This is a genomic window from Amycolatopsis sp. NBC_01307 (assembly GCF_035975215.1).
Classification (GTDB): domain Bacteria; phylum Actinomycetota; class Actinomycetes; order Mycobacteriales; family Pseudonocardiaceae; genus Amycolatopsis.
Genome location: NZ_CP108403.1, coordinates 6,650,703 through 6,667,214, shown reverse-complemented (window position 1 = coordinate 6,667,214; position 16,512 = coordinate 6,650,703). Strand labels below are relative to the sequence as shown.

Below are 16,512 nucleotides of genomic sequence, written 5' to 3'. Positions count from 1 at the left end.
GACCGTGCGCGGAACGGCGAGGGGAGGAACGGTGGTCCTCAAAGCGGCGGATGTGGTCGGCGAGCTGAAGATTCTCCGCAAGGGGAGGGGAATTTTCACCACGCCGCTGGGGGAACGGGTCGGGCCGGCGCTGCGCGAGATATGCGGCATTCTCGAAGATGACGACCAGGCCGAGGTGCAGCGTAAACTGTCCAGTCGTTTGCTGCCGCTGGTCGAGGCGCTGCCGGAGGACCTGAAGATCGTCCTGCTCGCCGCGTTCGCGCTGCACGAGAGCGCCCGCAAGCCCTTCTACCAGGAACGGGTGCACTGGGCGGCGATCACGCTGCAGCGTGACGACCGGACGGTGCGCCGTCGTATCGACGAAGGCATCGAACAGATCGCGGCAATGGCGGTCAAGGTGACCGAGCCGGATCCCGGACCGCGGTATCCGAGCCGCAGTTGGCACACCGAAGAACTGCGGGTCGCGCTGACGTTGGGCGACCCTTCGGCCGAGGCGTTCGAATTCCGGCGGGTGGTCGCGGACGCCGACGAAATCACCGAGCTGGATCTGGCGCTGACGCTGAGCGCGGCCGCGAAGTCAGGCGAATCCGTGCACGAGTCGGATCTGGAAGTGGACGTCTTCCACGGCGGTGTGCTGACCAGCCGGGCGATGGAGTCGAGCGACCGGATCGGGCTGGCGTTGCGGTTGCCGGAACCGTTGCGGCGCGGGGAACAGCACGAAATCGCGTTGCGGTTCCGGGCGAGCATCCGGGAACCGCACTACGTGTGCGTGCCGCGGCACCCGTGCGATCTGTTCGACCTGCACGTCAAGTTCGGCGACCGGGTGCCGGAGCACATCGTCCTCCTGGAAAAGGCTTTCCAGGAGGACGCGCGCGACACGTCCCGGCGCGGGACGCTGCTCAAGGCCGACGACTCCGGCGAGGTGCACGTCCGGTTCCGGCACCTCGCCCCCGGCTTCGCCTACGGCATCCGCTGGGAACCCGCGGACGTCAACTGACCCCGGCCCGGCCGGGCCAGATCAGCCGTTCGACGGTGAACAACGCCGACACGAACGGCTGGGGCAGCCGCACGACCTGCCGGGCGGCCTGGGCCTTGGCCGCCAGCTCGGTGCTGACGCCGAGCGCGTCGACGACGTCCAGCGCGGCGCCGTCGACCAGCCCGGTCGCCCGGTCACGCGGGCCGTGACCGCTCAGCGCGAGCGCGATCCCGAGGTCGAGGCGGCTTTCGATGGTCTCCGGGTGGGTCCGGCCGAGCAGCCGGATCTGCGGCTCCACAATGCCTTCCAGCAGTTCGGCCTGGCGGCCGAACTCGCGCAGCTGGGCGTGCGCCAGGCCCATGCCGTGCCGGATCCGGTACCGCAGCCGGTGGTCCCCGCCCAGCACCCGCAGCACGACCCGCTCGGTCGCGGACAGCACGGCCAGCGCGCGTTTGGGCTGGCCCAGGGCCAGCAACGCGCGGTCGGCGTGCGCCGCGGCCGTCAGGGTCAGCGGGTTTTCCGAGCCGTAGCGGCGCGCGTAGCTCTCCTCGAGCTCGCGCAGTTCGGCCGCCGAGCGCTCCCAGTCGGCCGGGGCGGCCCGCAGGTCGGCCAGGTCGAGCGCCAGCATCGCGTCGGCGCGGACGAGCTCCGCTTCACCGCAGCGGACGTGCCGCTCCCGGCCCGCCGCGTGGTAGGCCGCGACGACCTCGCCGGCGACCTCCCGCGCCCGCCGCGGCTGCCCGGACAGCTGCAGGCTGCGCGCGTGTTCGAGCCGGACGGCCGCCGGTTCGTCGCCGTCCGGTGGCGCGTCCCGCAGCTCCGCGAGCACCGGTTCGAGGAGCGCGACGGCCTCCCGCGGCCGGCCGCGCAGCCGGTGGGCCTGCGCCGCGACGACGGCGGCCCGGTAGCGCTCGTCGCCGTCGTCGGGCAGCCGGTCACCGATGCGCCGCCAGAACGTCCGGTCGGCTTCGGCGTAGTCGCCCTGGCAGTCCAGGGCCTGCGCCGCGGTCAGGCCGGCCGCGTACCGCTCGGCTTCGCTGTCCGCCAGCACGAGCGCTTCACGCGCGTGCCCGACGGCCTCCGGGTACAGGCCGCACGCGATTTCGACGCGGGCCGCGCGGGTGTGGTCCGCGGCCGTCGCCTCGCCGCTCGACAGGATCACGGCGTGGATCTCGCCGGCCGTCGTCGGATCCCCCTGGGCTTCGAACGCCGCCGCGACCGGGCGCAGCAGCCGCACCCGGTGCGCCGGCGCGGTTTCGGCGAGAGCACGGGCGTGCTGGAGCAGGAAGTCACGCCGGCCCCGATGGCCGGCCAGCCAGGCGAGCAGGACGTCGGCGGCGCGGCCGGGCAGGTCACCCGGGTCGAGGCCGGTGCGGGCGACGTCGAGGGTGAGGCCCAGGAACCGCAGGTCGCCGTCCGCTTCGGTGGCGAGCCCGCGGCTGACGAGCGCCGCTTCCGCACGAGAGCCCAGCACCTCGGCGGCGAACTCCGGCGGGACCGGGACGGGCGCGAGCACCGCACCCAGCCGGACCAGGTCCCGGGCCGCGGCGCCGAGTCCGGCGAGCAGGTCCCGGACGGCTTCCGGCGCGGTGTCCGGCAGGGCGTCGAGCACCTCGCCGGCCGGCGGCCGGAGCGCCGCGGCGCGCAGGGTGACCGGGTGACCGTCGCAGCGGTCGGCGAACCGCAGCACGGCCGCGCGCTCGGCGTCACCGGCAGGCGTCCGGAACAGCCGCAGGCTCTCCTCGCCGGTGAGGCCGGCCAGGTCCACGGTCGCCGCGTCCCAGCGGCCCGACCGGCTGGTGACCAGGGTGCGGACGTGGTCGCCCGGCAGCACGAGCCGGTCGAGGACCGCGGGCGGCAGCCCGGCCGGGACGTCGTCGACGAGCACCAGCACCCGCTCGCGGGCCGCGTCGATCCGGTCGGTGAGCAGCGCGCGCAGGCGGTCGAGGTCCAGCCCGGAGACGTCGGTGCCGAGCCGGTCCGCGGCGGCGCGCGCGAGCGCGAGGGGGAACTGCGCGAGGAAGTCGTCCGGGTCGAGGTGCCCGAACGGGCCGGTCCGGAGCACCCCGCCGGGGAAGGCACCGGCGAACAGGCAGGCGTACTGCTCGGTGAGCGCCGTCTTGCCGATGCCGGGCAGGCCGCGCACCACCACCGGCCGCGGATCCGCGGTGGTGCCCGGGAAGAGCGCGCTGTGGACGGCCCAGAGCGCCGGGTACCGGCCGGCAGGCGGGCCCGGCCGGCCCAGGGGGACGTCGGTCGCGGCGACCTTCGCGCGGACCCGGGCGACGAGGTTCGCCGAGGTCACGGCGAACTTCGCGTCCCGGAGTTCGGCCGGCTCGAGGTGCGCCGTGTCGGATTCGGGGTTGAGCACCAGTACGCGGTCCGCCGGGTCGCCGTGGTGCCAGGCGGCGGCCAGCGCGGCCGTCAGCTGCCATTGGCACGCGTATTCCGCCGGCAGGGCGGGTGAATAGCAGGCGAGCAGGACGCGCGATCCGGCGAGGGCGTCGACGGGCGCGTCGAAATCGTCGAATCGGGCCCGGAATACGCGCAGCCCGTCGGCTTCGAGCGCTTCTTCGACCCGTTCCACCGCCGGGTCGGCTCGCGGGGAACACAGGAAGACGTCGAACCGGTCCGTCACGGGGTAACCGTGCGGGCCGGAATCGGAATCCGTCATCGGGGCACACTCTCCGGTGGCGTTCAATGGGTGATCATCGGTGGAGGTCCTGGGGGTAGGGGGCGGTCACGGGCGAAGCATCGGTGCGCGGCGCGATTTCGCTACCGGTTCCCGCGGTGTGGCGATTACTGTCAAGAATCTGACCAGCCGGGCGGGGGCCGACCGCCGGGTATGCCGAGTGGGCCGTTTCTCGTTAACGGACAATATGTGGACAAGAACCACAGCACTGCAACGTTGCTGGTCAGCGCCTCGATAATCGAATGCGGGAACAGAAAACGAGTTCCTGCGGAGTTGGTATTTCCGGGTGGCCGGAACGAGGAGGGAACCCCATGGAGACCATGGCGTTGGACACGGTTCCGGCCGAAGAGGTCGACGGCTACACCGTGCTGAAGGAACTGCCGCGACCGGAAGGCCGGCTGACCAAGGAGGACCTCGACCCGGTGGTCGCGGCGGCGCGCACCGGTGACCCGGCGGCGATCCAGGCGCTGCTGCGGCTGATCAAGCCGACGGTCGCCCGCTACTGCCGCGCCCGGATCGGCGGCCGCGACCTGTCGTACCTCTCGGCCGACGACGTCGCGCAGGAGGTGCTGCTCGCGGTGCTGAAGGTGCTGCCGGGCTACCAGGACCGCGGCGGCTCGTTCCTGTACCTCGTGCGGGCGATCGCGGCGAACAAGGTCGCCGACGCGTTCCGCTCGGTGGCGCGCGACCGCTCGAAGCCGGTGTCGGAGCTGCCGGACCGCCCGCTGGGCGGCAACGAGCCGGAGAACCACGTGCTGGAGATGGACCTCGGCGCCCGCCTGGGCCGGCTGATGGCGACGTTGCCGCCGCTGCACCAGGCGATCCTGTCCCTGCGGATCGTCGTCGGCCTGTCGGCGAACGAGACGGCGGAGTCGCTGGGGATTTCGCCGGGCAACGTCCGCATCACGCAGTACCGCGCCCTCCAGAAGCTGCGCGCGATGATCGGCGAAAACGAGGTCTAGCGCGTCACTCCAGGTATTCGGTGATGAAGTGGTCGCTTTCGTGGATGTGCACGGCCTCGTAGACCCCGGGGCCGAGCACCGCGAACTTGTGCGCGGTGCCGGCCGGGACGACGAGCACGTCCCCGGCACCGCCGTCACGTTCCGCGTCGCCGATGGTGAACCGCGCCCGCCCCCGGATGATGACGAACGTCTCGGCGTAGGGATGCCGGTGCAGCCGCGGCCCGGACCCCACGACGTCGCTGCTTTCCCGGATGACGGAGATCCCGGACCCGACGTCGCGCCCCTCGAAGTTCTCACTGTCGCTCACCCGCTCCAGGGTAGGCGCCCCACCCAAGCCGCGGTGCCGGTTTTCGCGCGGCCCCCGTGTCGACCCGCCAATCACGCGTGTCGACCCGCCAATCACGCGAACTGACCCTCCAATCACGCGAGCCGACCCTCCAGGCACGCGAGCCGACCCTCCAGGCACGCCGAACTCGCGTGATCAGCCGCGTATCTCACGTGATTGAAGGCGTATCTCGCGTGATTGGAGGGACATCACGTGTGATTGGGGGGTCGACACGGCGTCAGGGGCGGGATTCCAGGGCGGCGATCCAGTGCGGGGCCTTGCAGCGGTGGGCCAGCTCCAGGGCCTGGCGGTAGTGCGAAGCCGCGGGAAGGTTCAGAGCCGTTGCCAGTTCGGCCAGGTAGAACGCCACCGGGCGGAGGGTCAGCAGGCCGCTGCCCGCGCCGGCCAGCTCGGCCGCCGCCGGGAGGAGCGCGTCGTACAGGCGGGTCATGGCGGGGACGTCGCCGGTGTTGATGGCCGTCAGGGCCTGGAGAGTGAGGCGGGCCTCGTACAGGAGGTCGTGCGGGGCGTCGCCCGGGTAGTCCACTGTGGACGCTCCGCGTTGCACCCGGTGGCACTGCAGGGCGAAGGCGAGGATGCCGTCCTCCAGGCCGGTCATGCCCGTCCCCGGGAGGCGGGCGGCCGCCGCGCGGAACAGGGCTTCCGCCGCCGGGTCGTCCGCGATGCTCGCCCGCAACGCGCGGTACCACTGCGTGAACACGCCGACCAGCGGCAGGTCGTGGTCGGCGGCCAGGCGGTCGGCCGCCTCGGCGTGGACGTCGGCCGCGGGCAGGTCGGCCAGTGCCGAAAACGCCTGGACCAGCACCAGATGACCCAGCACTTCGAACGTCACCAGGCCGTGCGCCGCGGCGACGTCGACCAGTTCACGCCCGATGCGTGCCCGCTCCGGCGCCAGCCCGGCCCGGTCGAACGCCTGCATGAACCGCGCGTTGAGCGCGAACGCGAGCAGCGCCGGCTCACCCAGTTCCCGCGCCAGGGCCTCGGCTTCGAAGGCCGCCTCCCGGCCGCGGTCGCCGCCGGTGTTGCGCAGCTCCAGCGTGAGCGTCGCCAGCAGCCGCGCGCGCTCGGCGCGGCGCTCCGGCGGCAGCGCGACCAGGGTCTTCTCGACGACCGTGACGATCCGCGCGGCCAGCTCCGGGTCGTCGTTGGCCGTCCACACCGCCGGGACGTCGAACGCGCCCAGCACCGACGCGGTCAGCACCGGGTCGCCGAGGGACTCCGCCAGCGTCACGGCTTCCGCGCGGTGCTCGCGGGCCTGCGCCAGCGCACCGGTGACGGCCAGCGCCCGCACCAGCCCCATGATCAGGTCCAGCCGCTCCCGGACGTCGTCGCCGGCCCGGTCGAGCGCGGCCCGCCACAGCCGCGCCGCCTCGTGCGGGGCCACCCGGCGCTCGGCGCGTTCTGCCGCCAGTCGCGCGTACCGCACGGCGGCCGGGCTTTCGGCGAGCAGGAAGTGGTGGGCCAGCGCGTCGACGTCGTCGGGGCGCAGCCGCTCCAGCGCCTCGCCGGCGTCGGCGTGCCAGCGGGCGCGGCGGGTGCGCGAAAGATCGTGGTACAGCGTGTCCCGCACCAGGTCGTGCGCGAACCGGACCCGCCCGGGCGCGGGCTCGACCAGGAACCCGGCCCGGACCGCGGCTTCGACGTCGTCGAGGACGTCGGTGCCGGCCAGCGAGCCGAGCAGCCCGAGGTCGACGTCGCGGCCGAGCACCGCCGCGCGGCGCAGCACTTCCCGCGTGCCGGCGGGCAGCCGAGACGTGCGGTGGCGGACGACGTCGCGGACCCCGGGCGGCACGACGGCGTCGGAGTCGGCGTCGAAGAGCCGCGCGAGCTCCCGCACGAAGAACGGGTTGCCGCCGCTGCGCCGGTGGATCGCCGCCGCGGTGGGCGCGGGGACGTCGTGGCCGAGCGTCGCGCGGACGAGGTCACGCACTTCGGTGGCCCCGAGGCCGCCCAGGTAGACGCGGGCGGGTTCGGCCCGCGCGACGCGCCCGAGGAAGCCGGCCAGGGTGGCGGGCAGGTCGGTGCTGCGGTGCGTCCCGACGACGAGCACGTGCCGCACCGACGGATCCGCGACGACGGAGGCCAGCAGCGTGAGGGTTTCGGCGCCGGCCCACTGGAGGTCGTCGAACACGAGCAGCAGCGGCGCCTTGCGGCCGAGCGCGGCGAGATGGGCGGCGACGGCGCGGTGCCGCCGGAACCGCGCCGCGACGGGATCGCTGCCCGGTTCGGGATCGAGCGCCACCGCCTCGCCCAGCACGCGGGTCCACGGCCACACCGCGGGCAGGCCTTCGTCGTCCGGGCTGGCGCCCCACGCCGTGGTCCAGCCGTTGGCGGCCAGGCGCACCGAGAACGCTTCCGCCAAGGCGGTTTTGCCCGCGCCCGCCTCGCCGGAGATCAGCGCCAGCCGCAACCGGCCGGTGCGGGCGGTGGTTGCCTCCGCGGCCAGCCGGGCCAGTTCGTCCGCGCGTCCCACCAGGGGCGAGACGGCCGGAGTCGCCGCCAGGATGTCCGCCTCCGCCTGGCGCAGCCCGGGGCCGGGGTCGATGCCCAGCTCCGACGCCAAGACGTGCCGCGCCCGCCGCAACGCGCCCAGCGCGTCACCCTGGCGCCCGGCCCGGTAGAGGGCCAGCGCGAGCAGCCGCCAGCCGTCCTCCCGCAACGGCCACGCCTCGACGTGCGCCTCCAGGTCCGGTACCGCCTCGGCCGCGCGGCCCAGCTCCAGCAGCGCCGCCGCCCGCCGCTCGACGCCCAGCCGGCGCAGCTCGTCGAGGCGGTTGATCTCGCCGCGGGCCCAGGGCTCGTCGGCGAACTCCGCGTACGCGGGCCCGCGCCAGAGGCCGAGCGCTTCGTCCACTTGGGACAGTGCCGCGCCGGGCGTGGTCACCGCGGCTTCGAAACTCCAGGCGTCGACGGACGCCGCGCGCAAGGCGTACCCGGGTCCCGAGGTGACCAGCAGCCGGGCCGGGGTTCGCGGCGCCCGATCGGGTTCCAGCGCGCGACGCAACGCGGACACGAACGTCTGGAGCGCGCCGACCGCACCCGCGGGCGGGTCCGGCCAGAGGTCGTCGACCAGGACGTCCACCGGCACGACCCGGCCGCGCGCGATCAGCAGCCGCGCCAGGACCGCCCGGTGCCGCGGGCCCTTGAGCGCCAGGGGACCCCGCTCGTCCTCGGCCACGAGCGGACCGAGCACGCCGAACCGGACCATGCACGCACTGTAACGCGCTCAGCCGGCGCTGACCCGGCGCTGATCGGCTTGACGCAGGCTCGCCGGGCAACCACCGCGAAAGGACGTCCATGCAGATCCCCGGATTCGACTACCAGCACGTCACGGTCGGTGACGACGTCGCTCTCAACGTCGCCGTCGGCGGCTCCGGCGCCCCGATCGTGCTGCTGCACGGCTTCCCGCAGACCCACCTGATGTGGCGGCACGTGGCCGCCGACCTCGCCGCCGACCACACCGTGCTCGTCCCCGACCTGCGCGGTTACGGCGCCAGCGACAAGCCGGCGGACACCGGCGAGACGTACTCGAAGCGCACGATGGCCGCCGACGTCGTGGCCGTCGCCCGCGCGTTCGGGCACGAGCGGTTCGCCCTCGCCGGGCACGACCGCGGCGCGCTGGTCGCCATCCGGGCCGGCCTCGACCACCCGGCCGCCGTCTCCCACCTGGCGATCCTCGACGTGCTGCCGACCCTCGACACGTGGGACGTGCTGCACGGCGTGAGTGCGGCGGTCGGCTTCCACCTCTACCTGATGGCCCAGCCGCCGGGCCTGCCGGAGACGCTCATCGCCGGCGCGCCCGACGCGTTCTTCGGGTACTTCCTCGACGCCTGGACGCAGCGCCCGGACGCGATCCCGGCCGACGTCCGCGCCGAGTACCTGCGGGCCTGCCGCGAGGCCGTGCCGTCGATCGTCGCGGACTACCGGGCAACGGCGACGGTGGACGTCGAGCACGACACGGCGTCGCGGACGGCGGGCGACCGGCTCGGCATGCCGGTCACCGTGCTGCAGCAGGACTGGGGCGCCGCGCTCGGCTACGACGCGACGGCGTTGTGGCGCCCGTGGACGGCCGATCTGCGCCACCGCACGGTGTCGTCCGGGCACTTCATGGCCGAGGAGGCACCCGCCGACGTCGTGAAGGAACTGCGGGAGCTGGTGGCACGCTGAGGGCATGACCTTCGGCGTGCACCACGTCCAGCTGGCCATCGAGCCCGGCAGCGAGGACCGCTGCCGCGCGTTCTACGTCGGCGTGCTCGGGCTGACCGAGATCCCGAAGCCGCCGGAGCTGGCCGCCCGCGGCGGGCTGTGGTTGCGGGACGGCGGTCTGGAACTCCACCTCGGCGTCGAGGCGGACTTCCGACCGGCCCGCAAGGCGCACCCGGGCATCCTCATCGACGACCTCGACGCGCTGGCGGCCCGCCTCGAAGCGCACGGCAGCCCGGTGGAATGGGACGACGGTTTCCCCGGCCACCGCCGGTTCTACACAAGCGACTGCCTCGGCAACCGCCTGGAATTCCTGACCCCGGTTCCACCGCCCGCTTGACCCGAAGTCCGTGAATGCCACATCGAGGGACACCAAGTCCCTCGATGTGGCATTCACGGCTTTCAGCGCAGGTGTTGTCAGAGATCCGGGGAGCGGAACGCGTCCAGCACGCGGCGCTCCCTTTTGGTCGGTCGGCCCGCGCCGCGGTCGCGGCGGGCGACCGGGATCACGGACTCCGGGGTCGGCTTCGGCGTCCGGTCCAGGAAGCACGTCGCGGCGTCCGGCGCGCCCACGCGTTTCTGGATCACCCGTACCACGTCGAGGATCCTGGTCGTGCCGCCGACGCGGACGCGGACCTCGTCGCCCGGCACGACGGTCGTCGCGGGCTTCGCCGGCTTGTCGTTGACGCGCACGTGGCCGCCTCGGCACGCCGCCGCGGCGTCCGGGCGGGTCTTCATCAGCCGGACCGCCCACAGCCAGCGGTCCACACGGGTCGACTCCACAGTCGTCCATCATGGCCCATTCGCGCCAATGCTGCGCCGTGCCTGGAGGTTACTCGCGGGTATATGTCGACTTGTCTGTACCAGTGAGCTATAACGTGTTCTAAATACCTCAACGGTGAGGAACATCACATGAGCGACGAAGCCATGGAGAGAACAAACTCTGGCGGTCTTTCCCGACGTCTCTTCATTGCAGGAACAGGTTCTATCTTGGCCGGGGCCGCGCTCGCCGGCCGAGCCGCCGGTGCGACGCCGAGAGCGGCCGGCCCCATCCCCGACGGGGCCCGGGTCCCGGCCCTGGTGATCGGCTCCGGCTACGGCGGCCAGGTCACCGCCCTGCGGCTCGCGCAGGCCGGCGTCGACGTCCAGCTGGTCGAAATGGGCATGGCCTGGGACACGCCCGGCTCCGACGGCAAGATCTTCGCCAACACGACCACGCCCGACCAGCGCTCGTTCTGGTTGCGCACCCGCACGAAGCAGCCGCTGTCCAACTTCCTCGGGTTCCCGATCGACAAGGACATCCCGAAGTACACCGGCATCCTCGACGCCGAGGAGTTCAGTGGTATCACCGTGTACCAGGGTCGCGGCGTCGGCGGCGGCTCGCTCGTCAACGGCGGCATGGCCGTGACGCCGAAGCGGGAGAACTTCGGCGCGATCCTCCCGACGGTCAGCGCCGACGAGATGTACAACACCTACTACCCGCGCGCCAACGCCGGTCTCGGCGTCGGCCTCATCGACCCGGCCTGGTTCGACACCGCCGAGTGCTACCAGTACGCGCGGGTCGGGCGGAAGCAGGCGCAGCGGTCCGGGTTCCCGTACGTCTTCGTGCCGGACGTGTACGACTGGAACTACATGAAGCAGGAGCAGGCCAACACCGTGCCGCGCTCGGCGCTGGCCGGGGAAATCCTGTACGGCAACAACTACGGCAAGAAGTCGCTGCAGAAGACCTACCTGCCGCAGATCCAGGCGACCGGCCGCGTCACCATCTCGCCGCTGCACCGGGTGGCGAAGGTGACGCCGGCGTCCGGCGGCGGCTACACCGTCACGATCGAGCAGCTCAACACCACGGGTGACGTGTCGGCGACCAAGGTCGTGACCGCGGCCAAGGTCTTCTTCGCCGCGGGCAGCGTGGGCACGAGCAAGCTGCTGGTGAAGCTCAAGGCCACCGGCGCGCTGCCGAACCTCAACGGCGAGGTCGGCAAGAACTGGGGCGACAACGGGAACGTGATGGTCGGGCGGGCCAACCAGATCTGGGACCCGACCGGCAGCCTCCAGTCGTCCATCCCGTGCGGCGGCATCGACAACTGGGCGGCCGGCGGCGCGTTCGCGGAGGTCGCGCCGCTGCCGACCGGGATCGAGACGTGGGCGTCGTTCTACCTGTCCATCACGAAGAACCCGAACCGCGCGCAGTTCAGCTGGAACCCGTCGACCCAGAAGGTCGACCTGAACTGGCAGACGGCCTGGAAGCAGCCCGGGATCGACATGGCCAAGACCATCTTCGACAAGATCAACGCGAAGGAGGGCACGATCTACCGGTCCGACCTCTTCGGCTTCTACAAGATCTGGGGCGACCATCTGACCTACCACCCGCTCGGCGGCGCGGTGCTCGACAAGGCGACCGACAACTACGGCAGGCTCGCCGGATACCAGGGCCTGTACGCGATCGACGGTTCCCTGATCCCCGGCAACACGAGCGTCAACCCGTTCGTCACCATCACCGCGCTGGCCGAACGGAACATCGAGAAGATCATCGCCACGGACTTCTAGGGTCTGCCGCGGCTCGTCGTGAGTGTTTAGGGCGGTTAGAACCGCCCTAAACACTCACGAGCGGTGGGACGGGAGGACGCAGGCGACGTCGAGACCCAGGACGTGGTTGAGCCGCCCGAAGGCCAGCCACGAACCGAGGCTCATGCTCAGCTCGACGACTTCCTTCTGGCTGTAGTGCTCGGCCATCCGCTTCCAGAACTCGTCGTCGATGCTGTGGTGGTCGAGCGCGTACCGCTCGGCGTACTCGGCCGCCAGGCGCGTCCGCTCGTCGAACAGGTCCGTGGTGCGCCACTCCGAGACGGCGTCGGCGAACTCCTCTTCGACCTTGACGCCGTCGCGTTCGGTGCGCCAGTCGAGGCAGAAGACGCAGCCGTTGATCTGCGCGATCCGCAGCCGCGCGGCCTCGAACTCCCGCAGCCCCAACGTGGTGTGCGAATAGACCGCCAGTGAGAACTTCGAGGCGGCGACCCCGATACCGGGCACCATTTCGCCCCACACGTACCCGATCGGGTCCTTGCCCTCGGGGATGTCGATGTTCACGAGCGCCTCCTTCCGAGCTTGCCGGCTGCCGGGCGCAGCGGGACGTCGAGTGCGTCGTAGAGGCCGGGTTTCGCGTCGGCCAGCCAGTCGATCGCGCCGACGAGACGGCCGACCGCGGTGGCGTTGCCGCCCGCCGACCGGTTTTCGCCTTCGTCGCTCGCTTCGACGCTGACCTCGATGCGCGGCCGGCCTTCGATGATCACGCGGTGGGCGCCGTCGCCGCTGGGCGGCGTCGGCCAGTCCGGCGCGCACGCCGGGTGGATGCGGGTGACGTGCTCGATGACGATCCGCGGCTCGCCGTCGACGATGCCCTGGACCTCGAACCGCACCGCGCCCTGGGTGCCCTTCTCGAACTCGCCCATGGTCCGCGTGGACACGGTTTCCTCCAGCGGACGCCGGTGCAGCGTCTCGCGCAGCTCGTCGACCTCGACGCCGAGGCCGCGTGCGATCAGCCGGACCTGCCCGCCCCACACCATCGACGGCACGCCGGTCATCAGCATCGGCGGGTCGTAGTCCATCGGCTGGCCCATGCCGACCAGGTACCGCACGGAGTCGGGCTGCTCGTAGGTCGAGTAGTCGAAGATCTCCTGGCAGCGGATGACGTCGACGTCGGTGCCGAGCCCGCTGATCAGCAGCGGCAGCACGTCGTTGCCCCAGCCGGGGTCGACGCCGGAGACGAACAGCGAGCCGCCGCCGTCGGTGATCGCCGCCAGGACCGGGTCCCGCAGCTCCGGCGGCGCGTTGCGCTGGTCGTAGAGCGGGTAGAGGGCCGGCGTCACGACGATCGCGCCCGAGCGGATCGCGCGCAGGATGTCGGCCAGCGCGTCGTCGAAGCGGATGTCGCCGGAAGCGGCGTAGACGATCGCGCGCGGACTCGCCGCCAGCACCGCCTCGACGTCGTCGGTCGCGGTGACACCCAGGTCGCCGACGCCGGCGAGCGCGCCCGCGTCCTTGCCGACCTTGTCCGGGTTGTGCACCAGCACCGCGGTCAGCTTCAACGCAGGATGGGCCTCGACGGCCCGGATTGCGGCCCGGCCGACGTTGCCCGTGCCCCACACCACTGTGGCGATCATTCGCCGAGTTTTCGCCGGTTCGACCGGCTCGAGGAAGGGAATCGTTCCGGTGAGCGGACCGCGCGGACGCGGGTAGCATCCAGTGCGTCCGAACGTCGTATCGGAAGGCGCGTCATGACGATCGACCCGAAGCCCCGCAGCCGCACGGTCACCGACGGGATCGAGGCCGCACCCGCCCGGGGCATGCTCCGCGCCGTCGGGATGGGCGACGACGACTGGCGCAAGCCGATCATCGGCGTCGCCAGCTCCTGGAACGAGATCACGCCCTGCAACTTGTCGCTCGACCGGCTGGCGCAGGCGTCGAAGGAAGGCGTGCACGCGGCCGGCGGCTACCCGCTGCAGTTCGGCACGATCTCCGTCTCCGACGGCATTTCGATGGGCCACGACGGGATGCACTTCTCGCTGGTTTCTCGCGAGGTCATCGCGGACTCGGTCGAGACGGTGATGCAGGCCGAACGCCTCGACGGCTCGATCCTGCTGGCCGGCTGCGACAAGTCGCTGCCCGGGATGCTGATGGCCGCCGCCCGCCTCGACCTCGCGTCGGTCTTCCTCTACGCCGGCTCGATCGCGCCCGGCTGGGTGAAGCTGACCGACGGCACCGAGAAGGACGTCACGCTGATCGACGCCTTCGAAGCCGTCGGCGCGTGCCGGGCGGGCCGGCTCAAGACCGCCGACCTGGACCGCATCGAACGCGCCATCTGCCCCGGTGAAGGCGCTTGCGGCGGGATGTACACGGCGAACACGATGGCGTCGGCGGCCGAGGCGATGGGGATGAGCATGCCGGGATCGGCCGCGCCGCCGTCCGCGGACCGCCGTCGCGACAACTACGCGCACCTCTCCGGGGAGGCCGTGGTCGGGCTGCTCGAAAAGGGCATCACCGCGCGCGACATCCTCACGCGGGAGGCGTTCGAGAACGCCATCACCGTCGTCATGGCCCTCGGCGGCTCGACCAACGCCGTGCTGCACCTGCTGGCCATCGCGCACGAGGCGAAGGTCGCGCTCGACCTCGACGACTTCAACCGCGTCGGCGACCGCGTCCCGCACCTGGGCGACCTGAAGCCGTTCGGCAAGTACGTCATGAACGACATCGACCGCCACGGCGGCATCCCGGTGCTGATGAAGGCCCTGCTCGACGAGGGCCTGATCCACGGCGACGCGCTCACGGTCACCGGTCGCACCGTGGCCGAAAACCTGGCCGAGCTGGACCCCGAGCCGATCGACGGCGAGGTCCTGCGCAAGCTGGACAACCCGCTGCACCCGACCGGCGGCATCACCATCCTGCGCGGCTCGCTCGCGCCCGAGGGCGCCGTCGTGAAGTCCGCGGGCTTCGACACGGCCGGCTTCGAAGGCCCGGCGCGCGTGTTCGAGCGCGAGCAGGAGGCGATGGCCGCGCTGAACGAGGGCCACATCGAGGCGGGCGACGTCGTCGTCATCCGCTACGAAGGCCCGAAGGGCGGGCCGGGGATGCGCGAGATGCTGGCCATCACCGCGGCGATCAAGGGCGCGGGGCTCGGCAAGGACGTCCTGCTGCTGACCGACGGCCGGTTCTCCGGCGGCACCACCGGCCTGTGCATCGGGCACGTCGCGCCCGAAGCCGTGGACGGCGGGCCGATCGCGTTCGTCCGCACCGGCGACCGGATCGCCGTCGACATCAAGGCCCGCAGCATCGACCTGCTGGTCGACGCGGCCGAGCTGGCCCGCCGTTGCGAGGGCTGGGAACCGCTGCCCAACAAGTTCCCGGAAGGCGTGCTCGGCAAGTACGCGAAGCTGGTCCGGTCGTCGTCCTACGGCGCCGTCACGACCTGAGCGAGGGCGCGTTTGTCGACCTTGCCGACTTCGGTGAGCGGCAGCGCGTCGGCGAAAGACACGCTCGCCGGGACGTAGTGCTCCTGGCCGAAGGCTTTTCGGACGTGGGCCTGCAGTTCCTCGACGGTGATCGGTCGCGTCGCGACGACCACGGCGTGCAGCACCTGGCCGTCCACGGTGTGCTTGCCGAAGACGGCGGCCGCGCGGACCGCCGGGTGCGTCGCGAGCGCGTGCTCGACGACGGTCGAGGGCACCTTCGTGCCGTGCTCGCCGACCACGACGACGTCGTCCACGCGGTCGAGCAGGTAGAGGTAGCCCTCGTCGTCGAAGCGGCCGAGGTCGCCGGTGCGCAGCCAGCCGGCGCCGACCTCCGGGCCGCCGAGGTAACCGTCCATCATGGACAGTCCGCGCACCTCGACTTCGCCGTCGGCGAGCCGCGCCTCCATCCCGGGCACGATCCGGCCGACCGAGCCGAGCCGCTCGGGGTGCCCGGCCAGCTCGGCGGCGGAGATGCTCGCGATCATCGGGGCTTCGGTGAGGCCGTAACCCTGGCCGACGACCGGGCCGAAGACGTCGAGGGCCTGCGCGAGCCGGTGCGGCGGCAGCGGCGCGGCGCCCAGGGAAAGTGAGCGGACGCTGCTGACGTCGGTGCTCGTCAACGCCGGGTGGTCCAGGACCGCGGCGAGGCGCGGTGGCGTCAGGGAGAGCGTGTCGATCCGGTGCTCCTGGATCGCTTCGACGACGGCGCCCGCGTCGAAGCCGTCCTGGAGCACGAGGGTGTCGCGGCGCAGGAGCGCGCCGAACACGGTGGCGTTGCCGGTCATGTGCGTCATCGGCGCGACGAGCAGCGTGCGGCCGGGGCCGTCCGGCGACGGGGCGAAGATGTAGGCCATGCCGTCGTAGATGCCGCTGTGCCGGATGAGCTTCGGGGTGCCGGTGGTGCCGCCGGTGGGGAAGAGGACGCGGACGGCGCTGGGAAGGTGCAGGTCCCGGGGCGCGCCGTCGAGGTCGTCGAGGGTGCGGACGTCGTCGCCGGGCCAGTCGTCCGGCCGGTCGGTGACGACGGTGGTGACCCCCGCCGCGGTGGCCGCGGCGAGCCGGTCCGGCCGCGGCGCCGAAGCGGCGACCAGCAGCACGGTGGCGCCGCGCAGGAGCGCCGCGAGCTGCACGAGCAGGGTCTCGGGCCGGTTCCGGACGTCGATCGCGACGACGTCCACCTCGCCCAGGCCGCCGTGCAACCGGCGCAGGCGGTCCCGGGCCTGGTGGTAGGTCGTGACGCCGTCCTGGTGGAACAGGACGCGGTCGCCGCCGTCGTCGAGGGCGGCCAGGACGGTCGTCAGGAAGAAGCTCACCCGGCGACGGTACTG

13 protein-coding genes are annotated in these 16,512 nt (G+C 72.3%); 6 read left to right on the top strand and 7 right to left on the bottom strand.

The window, feature by feature from the left end; genetic code table 11:
* The first annotated feature begins 31 nt into the window (after positions 1-31).
* Positions 32-997: a hypothetical protein gene (locus tag OG439_RS28625; protein WP_326943906.1), complete on the top strand. Its 966-nt coding sequence runs from the start codon at positions 32-34 to the stop codon at positions 995-997.
* Here the strand turns inward: OG439_RS28625 and OG439_RS28620 are convergent.
* A complete protein-coding gene (locus OG439_RS28620; protein ID WP_326943905.1) occupies positions 990-3,650 on the bottom strand; it encodes a hypothetical protein in 2,661 nt (886 codons plus the stop codon). The genes OG439_RS28625 and OG439_RS28620 overlap by 8 nt on opposite strands.
* A gap of 329 nt (positions 3,651-3,979) precedes the next feature.
* Here OG439_RS28620 and shbA point away from each other — a divergent pair, with 329 nt between their 5' ends.
* Complete coding sequence (gene shbA, locus OG439_RS28615) at positions 3,980-4,630, top strand: RNA polymerase sigma factor ShbA (RefSeq protein ID WP_326943904.1); 651 nt, start codon at positions 3,980-3,982, stop codon at positions 4,628-4,630.
* Between the two features lie 4 nt (positions 4,631-4,634).
* Here the strand turns inward: shbA and OG439_RS28610 are convergent, their stop codons facing one another.
* On the bottom strand, positions 4,635-4,937 hold the full coding sequence (locus OG439_RS28610) for a cupin domain-containing protein (RefSeq protein ID WP_326943903.1): 303 nt from the start codon (positions 4,935-4,937) through the stop codon (positions 4,635-4,637).
* Between the two features lie 256 nt (positions 4,938-5,193).
* Entirely contained in the window at positions 5,194-8,184 is a 2,991-nt protein-coding gene (locus OG439_RS28605) for a BTAD domain-containing putative transcriptional regulator (RefSeq protein ID WP_326943902.1), read from the bottom strand.
* 89 nt (positions 8,185-8,273) lie between these two features.
* Between OG439_RS28605 and OG439_RS28600 the strand changes: the two genes are divergently transcribed.
* Positions 8,274-9,143, top strand: a complete 870-nt coding sequence (locus tag OG439_RS28600) for an alpha/beta fold hydrolase (protein WP_326943901.1) — start codon at positions 8,274-8,276, stop codon at positions 9,141-9,143.
* A 4-nt stretch (positions 9,144-9,147) separates the two neighbouring features.
* Positions 9,148-9,519 (top strand): glyoxalase, encoded by a 372-nt coding sequence (locus tag OG439_RS28595; RefSeq protein WP_326943900.1) that lies wholly within the window; start codon positions 9,148-9,150, stop codon positions 9,517-9,519.
* A gap of 77 nt (positions 9,520-9,596) precedes the next feature.
* On the opposite strand, the gene OG439_RS28590 is transcribed toward OG439_RS28595, so the two are convergent.
* A complete protein-coding gene (locus tag OG439_RS28590) occupies positions 9,597-9,962 on the bottom strand; it encodes an RNA-binding S4 domain-containing protein (protein ID WP_256475414.1) in 366 nt (121 codons plus the stop codon).
* A 207-nt stretch (positions 9,963-10,169) separates the two neighbouring features.
* On the opposite strand from OG439_RS28590, the gene OG439_RS28585 reads away from it, so the two are divergent.
* Complete coding sequence (locus tag OG439_RS28585; RefSeq protein WP_326943899.1) at positions 10,170-11,726, top strand: GMC oxidoreductase; 1,557 nt, start codon at positions 10,170-10,172, stop codon at positions 11,724-11,726.
* Between the two features lie 54 nt (positions 11,727-11,780).
* On the opposite strand, the gene OG439_RS28580 is transcribed toward OG439_RS28585, so the two are convergent.
* Positions 11,781-12,266, bottom strand: coding sequence for a carboxymuconolactone decarboxylase family protein (locus OG439_RS28580; protein WP_326943898.1), 486 nt, complete (start codon positions 12,264-12,266; stop codon positions 11,781-11,783).
* Positions 12,263-13,339 carry an NAD(P)H-dependent amine dehydrogenase family protein gene (locus OG439_RS28575; RefSeq protein WP_326943897.1) on the bottom strand — a complete coding sequence of 359 codons (1,077 nt, stop codon included), beginning with the start codon at positions 13,337-13,339 and terminating at the stop codon, positions 12,263-12,265. The genes OG439_RS28580 and OG439_RS28575 overlap by 4 nt, the downstream gene beginning before the upstream one ends.
* 114 nt (positions 13,340-13,453) lie before the next feature.
* Between OG439_RS28575 and ilvD the strand changes: the two genes are divergently transcribed.
* Positions 13,454-15,145: a dihydroxy-acid dehydratase gene (gene ilvD, locus OG439_RS28570; RefSeq protein ID WP_326943896.1), complete on the top strand. Its 1,692-nt coding sequence runs from the start codon at positions 13,454-13,456 to the stop codon at positions 15,143-15,145.
* Here ilvD and OG439_RS28565 read toward each other — a convergent pair.
* Positions 15,124-16,497, bottom strand: a complete 1,374-nt coding sequence (locus tag OG439_RS28565) for a class I adenylate-forming enzyme family protein (protein ID WP_326943895.1) — start codon at positions 16,495-16,497, stop codon at positions 15,124-15,126. The two genes, ilvD and OG439_RS28565, sit on opposite strands and share 22 nt — an antisense overlap.
* Positions 16,498-16,512: the final 15 nt, after the last annotated feature.

What these genes read in the sequence shown, in the direction of transcription:
- OG439_RS28620 (WP_326943905.1), bottom strand. Translation starts at nt 3,650, where the DNA reads ATGACGGATTCCGATTCCGGCCCGCACGGTTACCCCGTGACGGACCGG.
- shbA (WP_326943904.1), top strand. Translation starts at nt 3,980, where the DNA reads ATGGAGACCATGGCGTTGGACACGGTTCCGGCCGAAGAGGTCGACGGC.
- OG439_RS28605 (WP_326943902.1), bottom strand. Translation starts at nt 8,184, where the DNA reads ATGGTCCGGTTCGGCGTGCTCGGTCCGCTCGTGGCCGAGGACGAGCGG.
- OG439_RS28600 (WP_326943901.1), top strand. Translation starts at nt 8,274, where the DNA reads ATGCAGATCCCCGGATTCGACTACCAGCACGTCACGGTCGGTGACGAC.
- OG439_RS28595 (WP_326943900.1), top strand. Translation starts at nt 9,148, where the DNA reads ATGACCTTCGGCGTGCACCACGTCCAGCTGGCCATCGAGCCCGGCAGC.
- OG439_RS28575 (WP_326943897.1), bottom strand. Translation starts at nt 13,339, where the DNA reads ATGATCGCCACAGTGGTGTGGGGCACGGGCAACGTCGGCCGGGCCGCA.
- ilvD (WP_326943896.1), top strand. Translation starts at nt 13,454, where the DNA reads ATGACGATCGACCCGAAGCCCCGCAGCCGCACGGTCACCGACGGGATC.